The 17,010-nt window shown below is 64.8% G+C and carries 12 protein-coding genes; 4 read left to right on the top strand and 8 right to left on the bottom strand.

Going from position 1 to position 17,010, the window contains the following annotated elements:
• Positions 1 to 13 precede the first annotated feature (13 nt).
• The gene (locus M2351_RS42930; protein WP_264662061.1) at positions 14 to 1,129 is read left to right on the top strand and encodes a succinylglutamate desuccinylase/aspartoacylase family protein; all 1,116 of its coding nucleotides are present in this window, start codon (positions 14 to 16) and stop codon (positions 1,127 to 1,129) included.
• A 448-nt stretch (positions 1,130 to 1,577) separates the two neighbouring features.
• Here M2351_RS42930 and M2351_RS42925 read toward each other — a convergent pair whose 3' ends face one another.
• On the bottom strand, positions 1,578 to 4,865 hold the full coding sequence (locus M2351_RS42925) for a TrlF family AAA-like ATPase (RefSeq protein WP_264662060.1): 3,288 nt from the start codon (positions 4,863 to 4,865) through the stop codon (positions 1,578 to 1,580).
• 258 nt (positions 4,866 to 5,123) lie between these two features.
• A complete protein-coding gene (locus M2351_RS42920; RefSeq protein WP_264662059.1) occupies positions 5,124 to 6,011 on the bottom strand; it encodes a LysR family transcriptional regulator in 888 nt (295 codons plus the stop codon).
• Positions 6,012 to 6,129: 118 nt separating this feature from the next.
• On the opposite strand from M2351_RS42920, the gene M2351_RS42915 reads away from it, so the two are divergent.
• On the top strand, positions 6,130 to 7,377 hold the full coding sequence (locus M2351_RS42915; RefSeq protein WP_264662058.1) for an MFS transporter: 1,248 nt from the start codon (positions 6,130 to 6,132) through the stop codon (positions 7,375 to 7,377).
• 82 nt (positions 7,378 to 7,459) lie between these two features.
• Here the strand turns inward: M2351_RS42915 and gabT are convergent, their stop codons facing one another.
• Together gabT and M2351_RS42905 are read right to left on the bottom strand one after the other, a co-directional pair.
• Positions 7,460 to 8,746: a 4-aminobutyrate--2-oxoglutarate transaminase gene (gabT, locus tag M2351_RS42910; protein WP_264662057.1), complete on the bottom strand. Its 1,287-nt coding sequence runs from the start codon at positions 8,744 to 8,746 to the stop codon at positions 7,460 to 7,462.
• 53 nt (positions 8,747 to 8,799) lie between these two features.
• Positions 8,800 to 10,260, bottom strand: coding sequence for an NAD-dependent succinate-semialdehyde dehydrogenase (locus tag M2351_RS42905; RefSeq protein WP_264662056.1), 1,461 nt, complete (start codon positions 10,258 to 10,260; stop codon positions 8,800 to 8,802).
• A gap of 152 nt (positions 10,261 to 10,412) precedes the next feature.
• Here M2351_RS42905 and M2351_RS42900 point away from each other — a divergent pair, with 152 nt between their 5' ends.
• Entirely contained in the window at positions 10,413 to 10,997 is a 585-nt protein-coding gene (locus tag M2351_RS42900; RefSeq protein WP_406567502.1) for a cupin domain-containing protein, read from the top strand.
• A 123-nt stretch (positions 10,998 to 11,120) separates the two neighbouring features.
• Positions 11,121 to 12,122 (top strand): TRAP transporter substrate-binding protein, encoded by a 1,002-nt coding sequence (locus M2351_RS42895; RefSeq protein WP_264662055.1) that lies wholly within the window; start codon positions 11,121 to 11,123, stop codon positions 12,120 to 12,122.
• A gap of 126 nt (positions 12,123 to 12,248) precedes the next feature.
• On the opposite strand, the gene M2351_RS42890 is transcribed toward M2351_RS42895, so the two are convergent.
• From M2351_RS42890 to M2351_RS42875, 4 genes are all read right to left on the bottom strand, one after another.
• Positions 12,249 to 13,082, bottom strand: a complete 834-nt coding sequence (locus tag M2351_RS42890; RefSeq protein WP_264662054.1) for an ABC transporter permease — start codon at positions 13,080 to 13,082, stop codon at positions 12,249 to 12,251.
• Positions 13,079 to 14,341 (bottom strand): ABC transporter permease, encoded by a 1,263-nt coding sequence (locus M2351_RS42885; protein ID WP_264662053.1) that lies wholly within the window; start codon positions 14,339 to 14,341, stop codon positions 13,079 to 13,081. Before M2351_RS42885 ends, M2351_RS42890 begins: the two co-directional genes overlap by 4 nt.
• A 163-nt stretch (positions 14,342 to 14,504) precedes the next feature.
• A complete protein-coding gene (locus M2351_RS42880; protein ID WP_264662052.1) occupies positions 14,505 to 15,554 on the bottom strand; it encodes an ABC transporter substrate-binding protein in 1,050 nt (349 codons plus the stop codon).
• Between the two features lie 85 nt (positions 15,555 to 15,639).
• Positions 15,640 to 16,749, bottom strand: a complete 1,110-nt coding sequence (locus tag M2351_RS42875; RefSeq protein ID WP_264662445.1) for an ABC transporter ATP-binding protein — start codon at positions 16,747 to 16,749, stop codon at positions 15,640 to 15,642.
• Between the last annotated feature and the right edge of the window lie 261 nt (positions 16,750 to 17,010).

Below are 17,010 nucleotides of genomic sequence, written 5' to 3'. Positions count from 1 at the left end.
TCAACGGTCGATCATGAACAGCGACACCATCGCCCTCCCGCCCGCCACGCCCGGCACCCGGCGGACCCTGACGGTCCAGCGCTTCGGCACGCCCGGCGCGCGCCCGCAGGTCTATCTCCAGGCCTCCCTGCACGCCGACGAGATCCCGGCCCTGCTGGTCGCCGACAAGCTGCGCCGGATCCTCCAGGCGGAAGAGGCGGCGGGGCGCATCCGCGGCGAGGTCGTGCTGGTCCCGGTCGCCAACCCCATCGGGCTCGGCCAGTCGCTGATGGGCCACCATGTCGGCCGGTTCGACATGGAGGACGGGAAGAACTTCAACCGCGACTACCCCTACCTGACCGACGCGGCGGCGGAGCGCCTCGCCGGCCGGCTGACCGACGACGCCGACGCCAACAAGGCCGCCGTCCGCGCGGCTCTGGCCGAGGCGCTGGCGGAGCACAGCCCGCGCACCGAGGCTGAGCACCTGAAGCACCGGCTGCTCGCCCTGGCGATCCAGGCCGACTATGTGCTGGACCTGCATTGCGACCTGGAGGCCGTGATGCACCTCTACACCCTGACACCCTCGGCCGAGGCCTTCGCGCCGCTCCAGCGCCTGCTGGGCGCGCAGGCGGTGTTCCTGGCCGAGGAGTCCGGCGGCGACCCCTTCGACGAGGCGGTCAGCCGCCCCTGGAACGAGCTGGCCAAGCGCTGGCCCGACAGGCCGATCCCCATGGGGTGCCATTCCGTGACCGTGGAACTGCGCGGCCAGGCCGACGTGGAGCACGCCCAGGCCGACGCCGACGCCCACGCCATCGCCGGCTTCCTGACCCACGTCGGCGTCCTGTCCGGCGAGCCCCCGGCCCTGCCGGAGCCGCTGTGCGCCCCGACCCCCCTGGAATCCTCCGAACCGCTGGTCGCACCGGTGGGCGGAGTCGTGGTGTTCCACCACAAGCCCGGCGACCGCGTTGAGGCCGGCGCCGTCGTCGCCGACATCCTGGACCCGCTGGACGGCACTCTCACCCCGGTGCGCAGCAGCTCCGCTGGCGTCCTCTACGCCCACAACGCGACCCGCTTCACCCAGGCCGGCAAGCGAATCGCCAAGATCGCCGGCACCACCGTGCGCCGGACGGGACCGCTGCTGAGCGCCTGAGCGGGGCCGGCCCCAATGCGACGTTTGAAACGCTATGAAACATGAACTGCGGTGATGTTTCATAGCGTGGGGTTCCGGACAAGACAAAGGACTTTAATCCTATTGCGACGACACCGGCTTGGCAAGCGTCGTGACGTCGGATGGCTGCTCCCTCACTATCGGCGCCGAATCCCCTCTCCCGCCCCGGGAGAGGGTGGCCCGAAGGGCCGGGTGAGGGTAGGACCGAGAATAAGACCCTGATCCTCGTCGGTACCCTCACCCTTCCCACGCTTCGCGTGGGCCCCTTCCCTCTCCCGGGGCGGGAGAGGGGATGTTGCGCTATACTGGCGCGGGAAACAGAGCGACCGGCACGGCCATGGACATTCCGGGCCTGGGGGACATCACCTTCACGGCTCTGCCGCGATGCGCGGAGTCGCTGGACTACACATTCCAGGCCAAGCGCGCCCCATCACTGGTATTTTTGGCTTCGGTTTTCAAATGCCGGCTTGGTTCCTTCGAGAACGTTAATCACAGCGGTATTGATTTTTGCATCCTCGATTGATCCAGATAGATACTTGATGCTGCACAATGCCTTGCGGTCGAATTCCGCAAATATAATCTGCTCGGCATCACATACAACTGCCAGATTAGGATTGTGCGTGACCATTATAATTTGCCGATTGTCCTTAGCAGCGTTAAGGACCGGTACTAGAAGGCTGACGATGGTTTCGTTGTCGAGGTTCTCCTCTGGTTGATCTAGAATGATTGGATTGCGTTTTTTATCTACAAGCAGATAGAAAATGAGGAGCAATGCGCCGCGTTGACCCGGCGATAGCTGCTCAATCTGTGTGCCCTGGAAAAGCAGCGTATATTTCGGCTCGAGATACTCAAAGCCGTAAATCAGGTCATAGACCTCACTGGGCGTCCGATCTTTGCGCATCAACACGGCAAGATCTGCTTGGCCAGGCGACCGCTGGCGCGCAGAATCATGCAGCAGTTTGTGGAGATTATATGTAAAGGCCAGCGCTCCGACCTTGGTGTTCAGGTCGTGGTTCTCGATCCGTGCCTTGATCGCCGCCCGGCTTTCTTCCTCACCGCGAAGTTCACCAATGCTCTGCTTAATGAGTGAAAACAGCTTTTCTGAGACAGCATCATCATAAGCAGTAAGGCTAGTCTTAAATTGGAGACGATATTCGTCCCTAATTAATGCGTTTTCCTCGATAAGTTTCTGAAGCGGCCTAAATAGTGTCGATCTCTGGTTCCTCTGTACCACTAAGATATCAAATATACTGGCTGCTAGCTCATGGCGTTGCTTCCTCCGTTCCTTTAGGGTTGCAGGCAACTCGTCGAGCTGGGTTCGACGCGCCTCTAGGCCCCGCATGGTGTCAGGTAGATCGGCCGTGCCTTTGATGGCGTCTATGGCAGCCTGCCAATTCTTCAAAGCGCTGATATAGTTCTGGTATGCGCGCTGCGGACCGTCCAACGCTTCCGTAGCTGAAGAGATCTGTTCGGCATGGGTTTGCTTGAGAGCCTTTATTTCTTGAAGGCGTGAGGCGAACTTCGCGGATTCCTCATCGGCTTGCCTATCAATCTCTGCAAGCTTTTCTCGCTTGATTTCGAAAAGCAGCACATCAGCCGGCTCTAATCCCAAACTCTTCAAGTCTTCCGCGATTCCATTTGTTGCATCAGCGAATTGAGATTGAAGAAGCGTGATGCGTTCCCAAATGTTTTGGCTCGACTTTCGCTTCCTAGAGATGACGGCGAGTTCAACGCCAATGGACTTTTCCTCGATGCCCAGATTTTCATTGGTGGCGACAAGAGATTCCAATGTCGCCGCAGCGGCCTCTTGCTCAACGGTAAGCGTGTCAGTTGGTGCCGGTACGGCACTCGGCCTGCTGAGTTCTAATTCCGCGAGTTGAACCTCCTTCAGCCTTATCTGCTCCTCGATGTTCTTGCGAATATCTGGGTGGAGCTGATCTTCAATACCCGCAATAATGCGGTTAAGTGTAGACAGGTTTTTACGCGCTTCATCCAGCCGCGCGCGCAGCATACCCTCTTGGGCGTCGATCAACTGATCAAAATCGAGCGCCCTCAGCCTATCCTCAGATGGGATATGAGAGAAGATAACTGAGCGAAGTTCACGCTCAAAATTTTCCGAGCGACCGGTAACGTGCTCATTGCACAACACCTCGAACCGGCCTTGTGGCACATAGCGGACAAGTTCGACTCGATCAGCCGCCGGATTATCAGCAAGATTTGCGCGCATTGGACTTCCAGCCAACCAATGCAACTCGCCTTCGAAATGGCGAGCGGGCTCGCCGGCCTTTCCGCGGAAGCGATCAGCTCTCAGGAATGAGAAATGAGAGTGCTGCTGAGAATTGCCGAGTAGAGCGAGCACGTCCGCCAAGGCGCTTTTGCCGCTTCCCTTATTGCCGATAATTGCGACCAAGTCTGTGTTCAAAGGAATAGCGCATCCATCGAACCAAGAATCAGTTGCTTCACTCCCTTCGACCTTGGCGACGGAAACCGTATCAATGTAAAAAGTCTTATTCGCCAGTACCCGTTGGAGTTTAGGTGGAATCAGGCCTATGTGGCATCGCTTTTGAGGCTCTTTGATTGCTTGTTGGAGGCCACGCCAAGTTGGATCAGCTTTAATCCAAGTTATTTTCTGCGATGGGAAATCTCCATAGCCGCGGGAGTTATTGTCACCAGGTATCCCGCGAAACTGATGTGCGTCGCTCCCGGAGACCGGAAGCCGCGGGGTGTAGCGGATTGACTCCTGGAATGCATCAAAATACTTACTGTTCTCTGGCGTCTTTCGACCGACGAAGGCATTCCAAAATCCGTCGTTCCTGGTCTCAAAAATTGGTGAGTTGTCTAACAATCCGATAGCGTAGCCATAGTGTTCGAGATGTTTGACTGATTCGATGCCGTCATTGGTGTCAAATGCCATGAAGCCAGCCGCCATCCCATTTGGCGCTCCTCGCACTGCCGACTTGTAGCTTTCGACGGTGATTTCTGCGGTGACGTAGCCCGCATTGAGCGCTACTTGGTCGTCAGCCATGACCTGTAATTTATCAAATCCATGGCGCTTCAACTTGTCTGTATTTACGTCGCGTGCATAGTTGATCAATGCATGGTTCGAAACAGGCTCTCCGGTAATTTCAAGCTTAAGCGCGGATAAAAAGTTCAGAAGCAACTGGTCGGGGATTTGGTCGGAGAAGATGGCATGCGCATTCAGGCGGCCCTTCATCGGTGCCGCGATTCGGAGTTCGATTCCTGGGAAGACAGTCTTTTCGAGCACCGGCGCACCGGCTTCCGCAAGCCGTCGCTTGAGAGCGAACCAACCATCGAAATTCCAGTAATCTTGAATCGCATATACAGCGGGCTCAGCTTCATTCAGCGCACCGATCATCTCGTCGATCAGTTCTTTGTCTTTCGCGCTCGAGCCAGCATGGGTGAACCGGTCACCCTTCCAATGAAAAGAGGCTGGGCTGTGAATATGGAGATCCCATTGCCGCCATTCTGATCCGCGCGGATATCGCTTATGCACGTTGCTATTATCCCCTTTAGCTACTTTATCGTCGTAAATCTCAAGCGGACACGCCGGGCCAACGTGATGTTCCTGCATCAACTCGACGATCCGACCACTCACCCACTGCGTGGACGTAGTTGAATAGATGGTATCACAAAAGAAGCGCATTTCTAAGTGCAGCGTAGCCCGCAGATTGAAAAAATCCCAGCGCTGCGCTACCAACCACAGCTGTGGATGCGATGCCTTTGTTCGTGTTTGATTGCAGCTTTCGCTTCTGGGGTCACCTTTGGCGCAGTGCGACCGTATGCGACGGCCCGCATCGGGTCACTAAGGTGACTCAGTTCAGAATCAGAGTTAGAACGCGGATCAAAACCTTTTCCCGTCGCGCTGGTACCGTTGTGTCGCTTCAGCTCGGAATAGGCTTTGATCGGCGCTCTTAAACCACCTGCCCGCACTCCAGCCCACGCCGCCCCACTCCCCCTACCGCCCCACCTCCCGCGCCAACGCCAGGAACCCCGCAATGTAGTCCACCGCTTCCTCGCCGCGGCGGGTGCCGAGGTGGATGCTTTTGGGGAGGCCGGTGGGGCCGAGGCGGACGGGGTGGAGGGGGAGGTCGGCGCCGTCCTCCTGGACCAGCCAGTCGGGAAGGACGGTGACTCCGCGGCCCGCGGCGACGAGGTGCAGCATCAGGTCGGTCGTCTCGGCGGTGCGGTGGCGGCGGGGGCGGCAGTGGGCGGGGATGAGGAAGCGGGTGTAGATGTCCAGGCGCTCCAGGCTGACCGGGACGGTGATCAGCTCCTCGTCCAGAAGGTCCTGCGGCTGGGCCTCGCCACGGGCGGCCAGGGGGTGGGCAGTGGGGACCACCAGGACGAGGTCGTAGTCGAAGACCGGTGTGAACAGGATCTCGGGCGCGTCGACCGGGTCGGGGGTGATCAGCAGGTCGATCTCGTTGTCCAGAAGGGCGGCGACTCCGTCGAAGCGGAAGGCGGTGCGGACCTCGAACTCCACGTCCGGCCAGCGCGCGAGGTAGGCGCCGGTCAGCCGCATCAGCCAGCGCTGGCAGGGGTGGCATTCCATCCCCACCCGCAGGGCGCCGCGGCGGCCGGAGGCGAAGTCGGCCAGGACGCGCTCGGCGTGCTCGAACTGCGGCAGGACGCGCTGGGCCAGCGCCAGAAGATGCTCCCCGGCCTGGGTGAAGCGCAGGCTGCGGCCCTTCTTCATCCAGATCGCGACTCCGTGGCGCTCCTCGAACTTGCGGACGGTGTGGCTCAGCGCCGACTGGCTGAGGTTCAGGCGGGCGGCGGCGGCGGTGACGCTGCCCAGGCGGTCGACCTCGCGCAGGATCGCGAGAAGGGGGCGGTCAAGCATCGTGGGCCATCATTTATGACATCTGTTCATGCAATCATGAGAACAAACCATTTCCGTTCATAATGCGGGGGCGTTACTCCTGGATCAATCGCCTTTGCCGCACCGATCGGGACCCTTCATGCCGCACGCCGACGCCAGCACCGAGACCACACGCGCCGCCGCGACGCCCTATGCGCATGAGCTGGGCAACGTCCTGCGGCTGTCCGTCGCGCAGGCTCTGGCCGGGGCGAACTCGGTGGTCGTCTACGCCACGGGCGCCATTGTCGGCAACACGCTGGCGCCCAGCCCGGCGCTGGCGACGCTGCCGATCTCCATCTTCGTGGTGGGGATGGCGCTGTGCACCCTGCCGGCCGGCTCCATCGCGCGGCGGCACGGCCGGCGCGCCGCCTTCCTGGCGGGCACGGGCTGCGGCGTGCTGGTCGGGCTGCTGTGCGCCCTGGCGGTCGTGCTGGGGTCGTTCGGGCTGTTCTGCGCGGCGATGGTGCCGGGCGGGGCCTACGCCGCCGTGGTGCTGTCCTTCCGCTTCGCCGCCGCCGACTGCGCCCCGCCGGAACGGCGGGCGCGGGCCATGTCCGCGGTGATGGCGGGCGGGGTGTTCGCCGGGGTGATCGGGCCGCAGCTGGTCACCCACACCATGGACCTGTGGGCGCCGCACCTGTTCGCGGCGACCTACCTGGCGCAGGCGGCGGTGGCCGGGGTGTCGGCGCTCGTCCTGCTCGGCGTGCGGCTGCCCAAGCCGACTGCGGCTGAGAGGGCGGCGGAGATGGCCGGCGGGCGGCCGATCGGCGCCATCGCGGTGCAGCCGCGCTTCGTCACCGCGGTGGTCTGCGGGCTGGTGTCCTACCTGCTGATGAACTTCATCATGACCGCCGCGCCGCTGGCGATGCGGCTGTGCGGCCTGTCGCAGGAGGCGTCGAACCTGGGCCTGCAATGGCACGTGATCGCCATGTACGCCCCCAGCTTCGTCACCGGGCGGCTGATCGCGCGCTACGGCGCCCCGCGTCTGGTGATGGCCGGGCTGGCGCTGATCGGCGCCGCCGCCGCGGTCGGGCTGGCCGGGGTCGATGTGGGGCATTTCTGGGCGAGCCTGATCCTGCTCGGCCTCGGCTGGAACTTCGGCTTCCTGGGTGCCTCGGCGCTGGTGCTGGAATGCCACCGGCCGGAGGAGCGGACGCGGGTGCAGTCGCTGAACGACTTCATCGTGTTCGGGACGATGGCGCTGGGCTCCTTCGCGTCGGGCGGGCTGCTGACGGCCTATGGCTGGGACACGGTGCTGTGGGTGTCCTTCGTGCCGCTGGCGGTGGCGGTCGCGGCGCTGGGATACACGGCGTGGATGCGGGCCGCGGTGGGTAAGGCGGCGGCGTAGGGGCGGCGTAAGGGCGGGCAAAAGAAAGCCCTCCTTCCCCGTGGGGAAGGAGGGCTGTTCAAGTCTGGGGACGTGCTGTGCTTTAGGCGGAAACCAGCTCTTCCAGCGAGCGCTCGATGATGTCCAGGCCCTCGTCCACCAGCGCGTCGGACGCGGTCAGCGGGACCAGGATGCGGATCACGTTGCCGTAGGTGCCGCAGGACAGCAGGACGAGGCCCTTTTCCGCCGCCTTGGCGACCAGCGCCTTGGTCAGCTCCGGCGCCGGCTCCTTGGTGCCGCGGTCCTTCACCAGCTCCATGGCGATCATGGCGCCCAGGTTGCGCACGTCGCCGATCACCGACAGCGTGTTGCGCTGGGCCATCGTGCGGAAGCGGCCGGCGATGCGCTCGCCCAGCTGCTGGGACCGCTCGATCAGCTTCTCCTCCTCGATGACGTCCAGCACGGCGAGCGCCGCGGTGGTCGCCAGCGGGTTGCCGGCATAGGTGCCACCGATACCGCCGGGGATCGGGGCGTCCATGATCTCCGCCTTGCCGGTGACGGCCGACAGCGGGAAGCCGCCGGCGAGGCTCTTCGCCATGGTCATCAGGTCGGGCTCGACGCCGGAATGCTCGATGGCGAACATCTTGCCGGTGCGGGCGAAGCCGGTCTGGATCTCGTCGATGATCAGCAGGATGCCGTTCTGGTCGCAGATCGAGCGCAGCGCCTGCAGGAACTCCGGCGGGGCGATGTTGAAGCCGCCCTCACCCTGCACCGGCTCCACGATGATCGCGGCGACGCGGGTGGCGTCCACGTCCGACTTGAACAGCGTCTCCAGCGCCTTCAGGCTGTCCTGGACGCTGATGCCGCGGTAGGCGTTGGGGAAGGGCGCGTGGTAGACCTCGGCCGGGAAGGGGCCGAAGCCGACCTTGTAGGGAACGACCTTGCCGGTCAGCGCCATCGCCAGGAGCGTGCGGCCGTGGAAGGCGCCGGTGAAGGCGATCACGCCCGGACGGCCGGTGTGGGCGCGGGCGATCTTGACGGCGTTCTCAACCGCCTCGGCACCCGTGGTGAAGAAGGCGGTCTTCTTCGGCGTGGAGCCCGGGACCAGCGCGTTCAGACGCTCCGCCAGAGCCACGAAGGACTCGTACGGCGTGACCATCGCGCAGGTGTGGGTGAAGCGGTCGAGCTGCGCCTTCACGGCCTCGACGATCTTCGGGTGGCGGTGGCCGGTATTCAGAACGGCGATGCCGCCCGCGAAGTCGATGAAGCGGTTGCCCTCGACGTCCCACATCTCGGCGTTTTCGGCGCGGTCCACATAGACCGGCATGGCGTTGGCGAGGCCGCGCGGAACGGCGGCGTTGCGGCGATCCTGGAAGGACTGGTTGCTCATGTCTACTACCCCCGATTCTAACGTCTGCTTAGCGTCTGCTTCAGGCGATCGCGTCAGGCGCCCAGGCCGACGCACAGGTACTTGATCTCCAGGAAGTCATCCATGCCGTACTTGGAGCCTTCGCGGCCGATGCCCGACTGCTTGATGCCGCCGAACGGCGCCACCTCGGTCGACAGGATGCCCTCGTTGATGGCGACCATGCCATATTCCAGCTGCTCCGCCACGCGCCAGACGCGGCCGATGTCGCGGCTGTAGAAGTAGGCGGCAAGGCCGAATTCGGTGTCGTTCGCCATGCGGACGGCGTCGGCCTCCGTCTCGAACTTGAAAAGCGGGGCGACCGGGCCGAAGATCTCCTCGCGGGCCACGCGCATCTCGGTGGTGACGCCGGTCAGGATGGTCGGCTCGAAGAAGGTGCCGCCGAGCGCGTGGCGGTTGCCGCCCAGCGCCACCTTGGCCCCCTTGGCGACCGCGTCGCCCATCAGCTCCTCCACCTTGTCGACGGCCTGGGTGTTGATCATCGGGCCCTGGGCGACGCCGGCCTCCATGCCGTTGCCGACGCGGATCTGCTTCACCGCCTCGACCAGCTTGGCGGCGAAGGCGTCGTAGACGCCGGCCTGGACCAGCAGGCGGTTGGCGCAGACGCAGGTCTGGCCGGAGTTGCGGTACTTGGACGCCAGGGCACCCTTGACGGCCTCGTCCAGGTCGGCGTCGTCGAAGACGATGAAGGGCGCGTTGCCGCCGAGTTCGAGCGAGACCTTCTTCACCGTGTCGGCCGACTGGCGCATCAGGATGCGGCCGACCTCGGTGGAGCCGGTGAAGCTCAGCTTGCGGACGATCGGGCTGGCGGTCAGTTCGCCGCCGATGGCGACCGGGTCGGAGCCGGTGACGATATTAAACACACCGGCGGGGACGCCCGCACGCTCCGCGAGCACGGCCAGCGCCAGCGCCGACAGCGGGGTGTCCTCCGCCGGCTTCACCACGACCGTGCAGCCGGCGGCGAGCGCCGGGGCCACCTTGCGGGTGATCATGGCGTTGGGGAAGTTCCACGGCGTGATCGCCGCGACGACGCCGATCGGCTCCTTCAGCACGACGATGCGCTTGTTGCCGGCGAAGGTCGGGATGACGTCGCCGTAGACGCGCTTGCCTTCCTCGGCGAACCACTCGATGAAGTTGGCGCCGTAGACCACCTCGCCGCGCGCCTCGGCCAGCGGCTTGCCCTGTTCCGCCGTCATCAGGACGGCAAGATCCTCCTGCGCGGCCAGGATCAGCTCGTACCAGCGGCGCAGGATGACCGCGCGCTCCTTGGCGGTCTTGGCGCGCCAGGCGGGCAGAGCGGCGTCGGCGGCGTTGATCGCCTGCCGCGTCTCCTCCGCGCCGACGTCGGCGACTTGGGCCAGCTCCTCCCCCGTCGCCGGGTTGGTCACCGGAAAAGTCTTGCCGGAGAACGCGTTGCGCCACGTGCCGTTCACGTAGGCCTGGGTCTGGAGAAGGCTCTTGTCGGTCAGCGACAGCATAGGGGTCTGCCTCGGTTTGGCCCTGGGGTTGGACAATGAAAAGGAGCGTACCATGTTTAAAAAGTTAAACAACCCTATTCGGGTGTTGAGTTTTTGATGACGCACCCACGCGAATCCGGTATGCCTTTTGTTCAGGAAACAGGGACCGACCCATGGACGTGGACGCAGTGGATTTCGACGTCGGCGCGCGCCTGAAGCAGGTCCGCGAATCCAACGGCCTGTCCCAGCGCCAGCTCGCCCAGCGTGCCGGCGTGACCAACGGCACCATCTCGCTGATCGAGCAGAACCGTTGCAGCCCGTCGGTCTCCTCGCTGCGCAAGGTGCTCCAGGGCATTCCGATGTCGCTGGCGGAGTTCTTCTCCCCCGGCGACCTGCCGCCGCGCGAGCAGATCTTCTTCAGGAAGCGCGATCTGGTCGAGTTGACGGGGCTGGTCAAAAGCAAGGTCGGCACGATCTCCTACCGGCAGGTCGGCGACCTGCGCGGGCGCAACCTCCAGGTCCTGCACGAGAAATACGCGCCGGGCGCCGACACCGGCGGGCGCACCATGCTCCAGCACGAATCGGAGGAGGGCGGCATCGTCATCCGCGGCCGGATCGAGCTGACGGTCGGCGACCGCAAGGAGATCCTGGAGCCCGGCGACGCCTACCTGTTCGACAGCCGCATCCCGCACCGCTTCCGCAACGTCGGCGAAGAGGAATGCGAGATCATCAGCGCCTGCACGCCGCCGTATTTGTGATGTTCCCGCCCTGTTGGTGAGCAACCCGCGGGTGTTGGCCTTGCGAGGCGGCGCGCGATAGGGTTTTCTTTCCTCGACACGCGCGCACGCGAAGGTCGTGCCGCTCCGGTTCGAGGATACAGCATGCGAACAGCACTCCGCTTCACCGGCGCCCTCCTGGTCGCCTTCACCGCAGCCTTGCCGGCAACCCCCAGGACAGCCCTTGCCGATGCCCTGACGCTGCGCATGGGCAACGAGTACCCGGCCACCTCCATCACCGCGGAAGGCGACGCCTTCTTCGCGGAGAAGGTCAAGGAGCTGACCGGTGGGGCCGTGGTGATCGACCCCCAATTCGACGCCAAGCTCGGCAAGTCGGCGGACCTGTTCGCGGCGGTCGGCCGCGGCGAGGTCGATCTGGCCGATCCCCTCGCCGGCTCGCTCGACAAGGCGGACCCGCTGTTCCTGCTGTCCTCGCTGCCCTTCGTGGCGGTGACGCCGGCGCAGTCCAAGGTGCTGCTGGAGGCCGCGCGGCCGGAATACGAGCGGGCGCTGGCCGCCCACAACCAGAAGCTTCTCTACGTCACGCCCTGGCCGCCGTCGGGCATCTGGGCGAAGAAGCCGGTGGATTCGGCCGGCGCGCTGAAGGGCCTGCGCATCCGCACCTACGACAAGACCGGCGAGGACGTCTTTGCCCGCCTGGGCGCCGTGCCGGCCAGCATCAGCTTTGCCGACGCGCAGGCCAAGCTGGCGAGCGGCGAGATGGACGCGGCGCTGACCTCCGGTGACGGCGGGGCCGGGCGCAAGCTGTGGGATGTTCTGACGAATTTCACGGAGCTGAACTACGCCGCGCCGCTGAGCTTCGCGACGATCGGGACCGCGGCCTGGGAGAAGTTGACCGACAACCAGCGCAAAGCCCTGCTGGAGGCCGCGGCCGCGACGGAGCAGCGCCAGTGGGCGCTGGTGCAGGACCGGGTTGCCAAGAACTACGAGGCGATGCGGGGTCATGGCATGACCATCACGACGGGTTTGAGCGAAAGCTTTGTGGCGGCCCTGCGTGCGGCGGCGAAGCCGGCGGTGGAGGCCTGGGCCGCGCGGACCGGGGAGCGCGGCGGGCGGATTTTGGAGGCGTATGAGGGGCGGAAGTGATCGTTCGGCAACCGGTGCCCTCTCCCTAACCCTCCCCCTCTTCGAGGGAGAGGGGACTGCCGCTGCCCTTTTCCCAAGCCCCCTCCACCGCGAAGCGGGGGAGGGTTGGGGAGGGGCAGAGGTCGATCACCCCGGCAGGTTGCCCTTCAGACGTTCGTTGCGCCGGCGCAGGCCTTCCATGGTGGCGAGCAGGATGACCGACACGGTGGTCAGGATCACCGCCGCCGCTGTGATGGTCGGGCTGATGTTCTCGCGGATGCCGCTGAACATTTCACGCGGCAGGGTGCGCTGCTCCGGGCCGGCCATGAACAGGACGACCACCACCTCGTCGAAGCTGGTCGCAAAGGCGAACAGCGCGCCGGACGCCAGGCCCGGCAGGATCAGCGGCAGGATCACCCGGCGGAAGGCGACGAGCGGCGAGGCGCCGAGCGAGGCCGCGGCGCGGGCAAGGTTCATGTCGAAGCTTTGCAGCGTCGCGCTGACCGTGATCACCACGAAGGGGGTCGCCAGCGCGGTGTGCGCCAGGATCAGGCCGGCGTAGCTGCCGGTCAGCCCGATGGGGGCGAAGAAGAAGTACAGGCCGACCGCGGTGATGACGCCCGGCACGACGACCGGCGACAGCACGATCGCGAGCACCAGCGGCTTGAACTTGCTCTTCCACTGCGCCAGCCCCAGCGAGGCCATGGTGCCGAGCACCATGGACAGGATGGTCGAGGCAACGCCGATGATCATGCTGTTCTTCAGCGACAGCATCCAGCGTGGCGAGTTCAGGAAATCCTGGTACCAGCGCAGGCTGAAGCCCGGCAGCGGGTAGGTCAGGTAGGCGCCGGAGCTGAAGGACAGCGGCATGATCGCAAGGATCGGTGCCATCAGGAAGATGAAGATCAGCGTGGACGCGACGACGGTGGTGATCCATGCCGCGCGCTGGCTGGTCGTGCGGGGGGAGTGGTTCGCGCTCAATTCTTCATCCCTCCCGTGACCTGCTGGCCGTGGACCAGCTTTCCATAGACGACGGCGAGCAGCAGCGTGGCGAGCAGCAGGACCGCGCCCAACGCCGAGGCCAGACCCCAATTGACCGTTTCGGTGGTGTAGAAGGCGATGAAGTAGCTGATCATCTGGTCGGCCGCACCACCCACCAGGGCCGGCGTGATGTAGTAGCCGATGGCCAGGATGAAGACGAGCAGGCTGCCCGCACCCACGCCCGGCAGGGTCTGCGGCAGGTAGATGCGGCGGAAGGCGGTGACCGGCGAGGCGCCGAGCGAGGCGGCGGCGCGCATGTAGGCCGGGGAGATCGCCTTCATGGTGCTGTAGAGCGGCAGGATCATGAAGGGCAGCAGCACGTGGGTCATCGCCACATAGACGCCGAAGCGGTTGTAGATCAGCCGCAGTGGCTCGTCGATCACGCCCAGCCAGCGCAAGCCGTCGTTGACCACGCCTTCGCTCTGCAACAGCACGATCCAGGCGCAGGTGCGCACCAGAAGCGAGGTCCAGAAGGGCAGCAGCACGAAGATCATCAGCAGGTTCGACCGGCCGGCGGGCAGGTTCGCCAGCAGGTAGGCGACCGGGAAGCCGAGGATCAGGCAGAGCACGGTGACGCCGAAGCCGATGGTGAAGGTGCGGGCGAAGACGTCGCGGTAGATGGCCTGTTCCGCCGGGGCGGCGACGATGGCGCCGTCCAAATTGCGCGTCAGGTCCAGGGCGCCCAGCAGGTAGAAGCTGGTCAGCGGGCCGCTGGCGCCCTTGATCGCCGCCCAGGTGGCGCGGTCGCCCCAGGCCGGGTTGATGGCGATCAGCGTGTCCTTGGCCGTGCCGGGCTCCGGCACCGTCTTCAGGTTGCGTGCGGTGCTGGCGAGCGTGCTGCGGAAGCCGTTGACGACGTAGTTCAGCCGCTTCGACGGGATGGCGACGGTGCCGGCCGCGCGGGCGGCCTGGAGATCGCCGGCCAGCGCCGCGAAGGCCTTCTCGTCCGGCAGATCCTTGCCGTTCCAGTCGGACAGGGCCGCGACGGTGTGGGGCAGGGTCTTCGGAACCTCCCAGTCGTCCACCGAATGCCAGAGCATGCCGGCGATGGGGCCGAGGAAGGTGAAGAGCAGGAACAGGAGAAGCGGCAGGACCAGGGCCAGCGCCTTGAACTGGCGGGCCCGTTCCGCCCGCTTCAGGCGGCGCTTGAGCGGCACCTCGGTCGGCGCGTCGGCGCCGGCGACGAACGCGGCTGTCATGGGCGGCCTACAATAATAGAAGTGCAGAGAGTTTTTTTGGAGGTGCTGGCGCTGGGCCCCCACCCTAACCCTCCCCCACCTTCGGCGGGGGAGGGGATGTCTCCTCCCCCCGTCGAAGATGGGGGGAGGTTGGGTAGGGGCCCGGCTCAGGGACCTCAGAGGCTTACTTCGCCGCCCACTTGTTGAAGCGCTCGGTCAGGCGGTCGATGTTCTCAAGCCAGAAGGGGACGCTGATCTCGACCGCGTTCTTCATGTTCTCCGGCGCGGTCGGCAGGTCCTTCAGGACGGCCGGGGCGATCTTCGACGGGGCGTCCTTGTTCGACGTGCCGTAGGCGATGTTCTCCGACAGCTTGGCCTGGTTCTCCGGCTTGCCGACGAAGTCCAGGAACTTGTAGGCGACGTCCTTGTTCGGGCTGCCCTTCAGGATGACCCAGCTGTCGATGGTGAACAGCGCGCCGTTCCACACCATGCCGAAGTTCTTCTTCTCGGCCTTGTTGGCGGCGTCGATGCGACCGTTGTAGACCGAGGTCATCGCCACTTCGCCCGAGGCGAGCAGCTGCGGCGGCTGGGCGCCGGCCTTCCACCAGACGATGTCGTTCTTGATGGTGTCCAGCTTCTTGAAGGCGCGGTCGATGCCTTCCTCGGTGCCGAGCACCTTGTAGACGTCCTTCGGCGCGACGCCGTCGGCCATCAGGGCGATTTCCAGCGTGGTCTTGGCGCCCTGGCGCAGGCCGCGCTTGCCCGGGAACTTCTTGGTGTCGAAGAAGTCCGCCCAGCTCTTCGGCGCGTCCTTGATCTTGTCCTTGTCGTAGCCGAGCACGAAGTCGTACACGATCGCACCGACGCCGCACGGGTCGACCGTCGGCGGCAGGTAAGCGGCCTCGCCGCCGATCTTCGAGAAGTCGATGTGCTCGAACAGGCCTTCCTCGCAGCCGACGGCCAGCTCTTCGCTCTCGACCTGGACGACGTCCCAGGTGGCCGCACCGCCCTGCACCTTGGCGCGCAGGACGCCGATGCCGCCGTCCCACGACTCGTCGTTCATCGGCACGCCGGCGGCCTTCTTGAACGGCTCGAAATAGACCTTCTTCTGGGCGTCCTGGTACGCACCGCCCCACGACACGACGGTCAGGTCACGCGCCTGGGCGGCCGTGGCCAGCGCAATGCCGGCGGTCAGCGTCGCAACAAAACCCAAAGCCACCTTCATTTTCGACATCGTCCCCGTTCCTTCGTTTCTATGGTTGCGTCCTGGAGGTGATGCGTCCCGGCCCGAACCCGTGGGCGCCGCCGGACGGGCTCGATCACACGGGATCGAGCGCCCGGCAGTCTTCGGGGCGGAAGGCGATGGACACGGCCTGGCCGTGGCCGAGGCCCGCATGGGCGCCCGGCGGCAGCTTGACCATGAACTCCCCGTTTCCGGCGACCTTGAGCACGGCCAGCGCGTGGTCGCCGAGATAGATGGTGTCCTGCACCGTGGCGGGCAGGCGGTTGGCAAGGTCGGTCGAGGCGCCGTCGGGCACGATCACGATGCGCTCCGGCCGGACGGACAGCGCGGTGGCCGCCCCCGGCCCCTGCACGTTGACCGCCTGGGCCACGACCGAGCCGCCCGACGCCAGCGCCACGCGGCAGAAGCCCTGTTCAATATTCTCGACGGTGCCGGACAGCACGTTGTTCTCGCCGATGAAGTTGGCAACGAAGCTGTTCACCGGCTGCTCGTACAGCGCGTCGGGCTTGTCGATCTGCTGGACGATGCCGTCGTTGAACACCGCGATGCGGTCCGACATGGTCAGCGCCTCCCCCTGGTCGTGGGTGACGTAGACTACAGTGATGCCCATCTGCTCGTGCAACTGCTTGATTTCCAGCTGCATGTGCTCGCGCAGGCGCTTGTCAAGCGCGCCCAGCGGCTCGTCCATCAGAACCAGCTGCGGGTTGAAGACCAGGGCGCGGGCGAGCGCCACGCGCTGCTGCTGGCCGCCCGACAGCTGGCCGGGGCGGCGGTGCGCCAGGTTCTCCAGCTTGATCATGCGCAGCGCGTTGCGCACGCGCTCCGTCACCTCCGCCTTCGCGGTGCCGCGGACCGTCAGCGGGAAGGCGACGTTCTCCTCGATGGTAAGGTGCGGGAACAGGGCGTAGTTCTGAAAGACCATGCCGATGTCGCGCTTGTGCGGCGGCATGTTCTTGATCGGCCGGTCGGCGATGAAGATCTCGCCGTGCGTCGGCACCTCGAACCCCGCCAGCATCATCAGCGTCGTCGTCTTGCCCGAGCCCGAAGGGCCGAGCAGGGTTACGAACTCACCCTTGCGGATGTCGAGGTCGAGGTTCTTCACCACAAGGTGTTCCCCGTCGTAGGTCTTTTGCACCCCGACGAATCGCACCAACGCCTGCGTCGTCCCGACCATGCCGCCGTCCATCATCTTCCCCCGTCCTCCGAGGCATCCGCGGTTCCGGGTTGCGTTTCCGGAACACGTCCTATGCGTTGGGACAGACGGTATACGCGTTTAATAAATTCGACAAGCCTGTTGCTCGCGTCATGATCAATTGAACAGGCTGGTCAAATTTTGTGCAGGTGCGAAGGGTTTGACCGCGCTTTGAACGCAAGTGTGCTCTTTCCGTAATCGGATGAGAAGCCCGACTTTGGGCGGTTGCCGGTGTGGACGGGGGACTGCGCGGCG

The sequence above is a fragment of the Azospirillum canadense genome, assembly GCF_025961225.1.
Taxonomy (GTDB): Bacteria; Pseudomonadota; Alphaproteobacteria; order Azospirillales; family Azospirillaceae; genus Azospirillum; species Azospirillum canadense.
The sequence above is the reverse complement of the archived record's forward strand: the minus strand, read 5'-3'. Positions and strand labels throughout refer to the sequence as shown.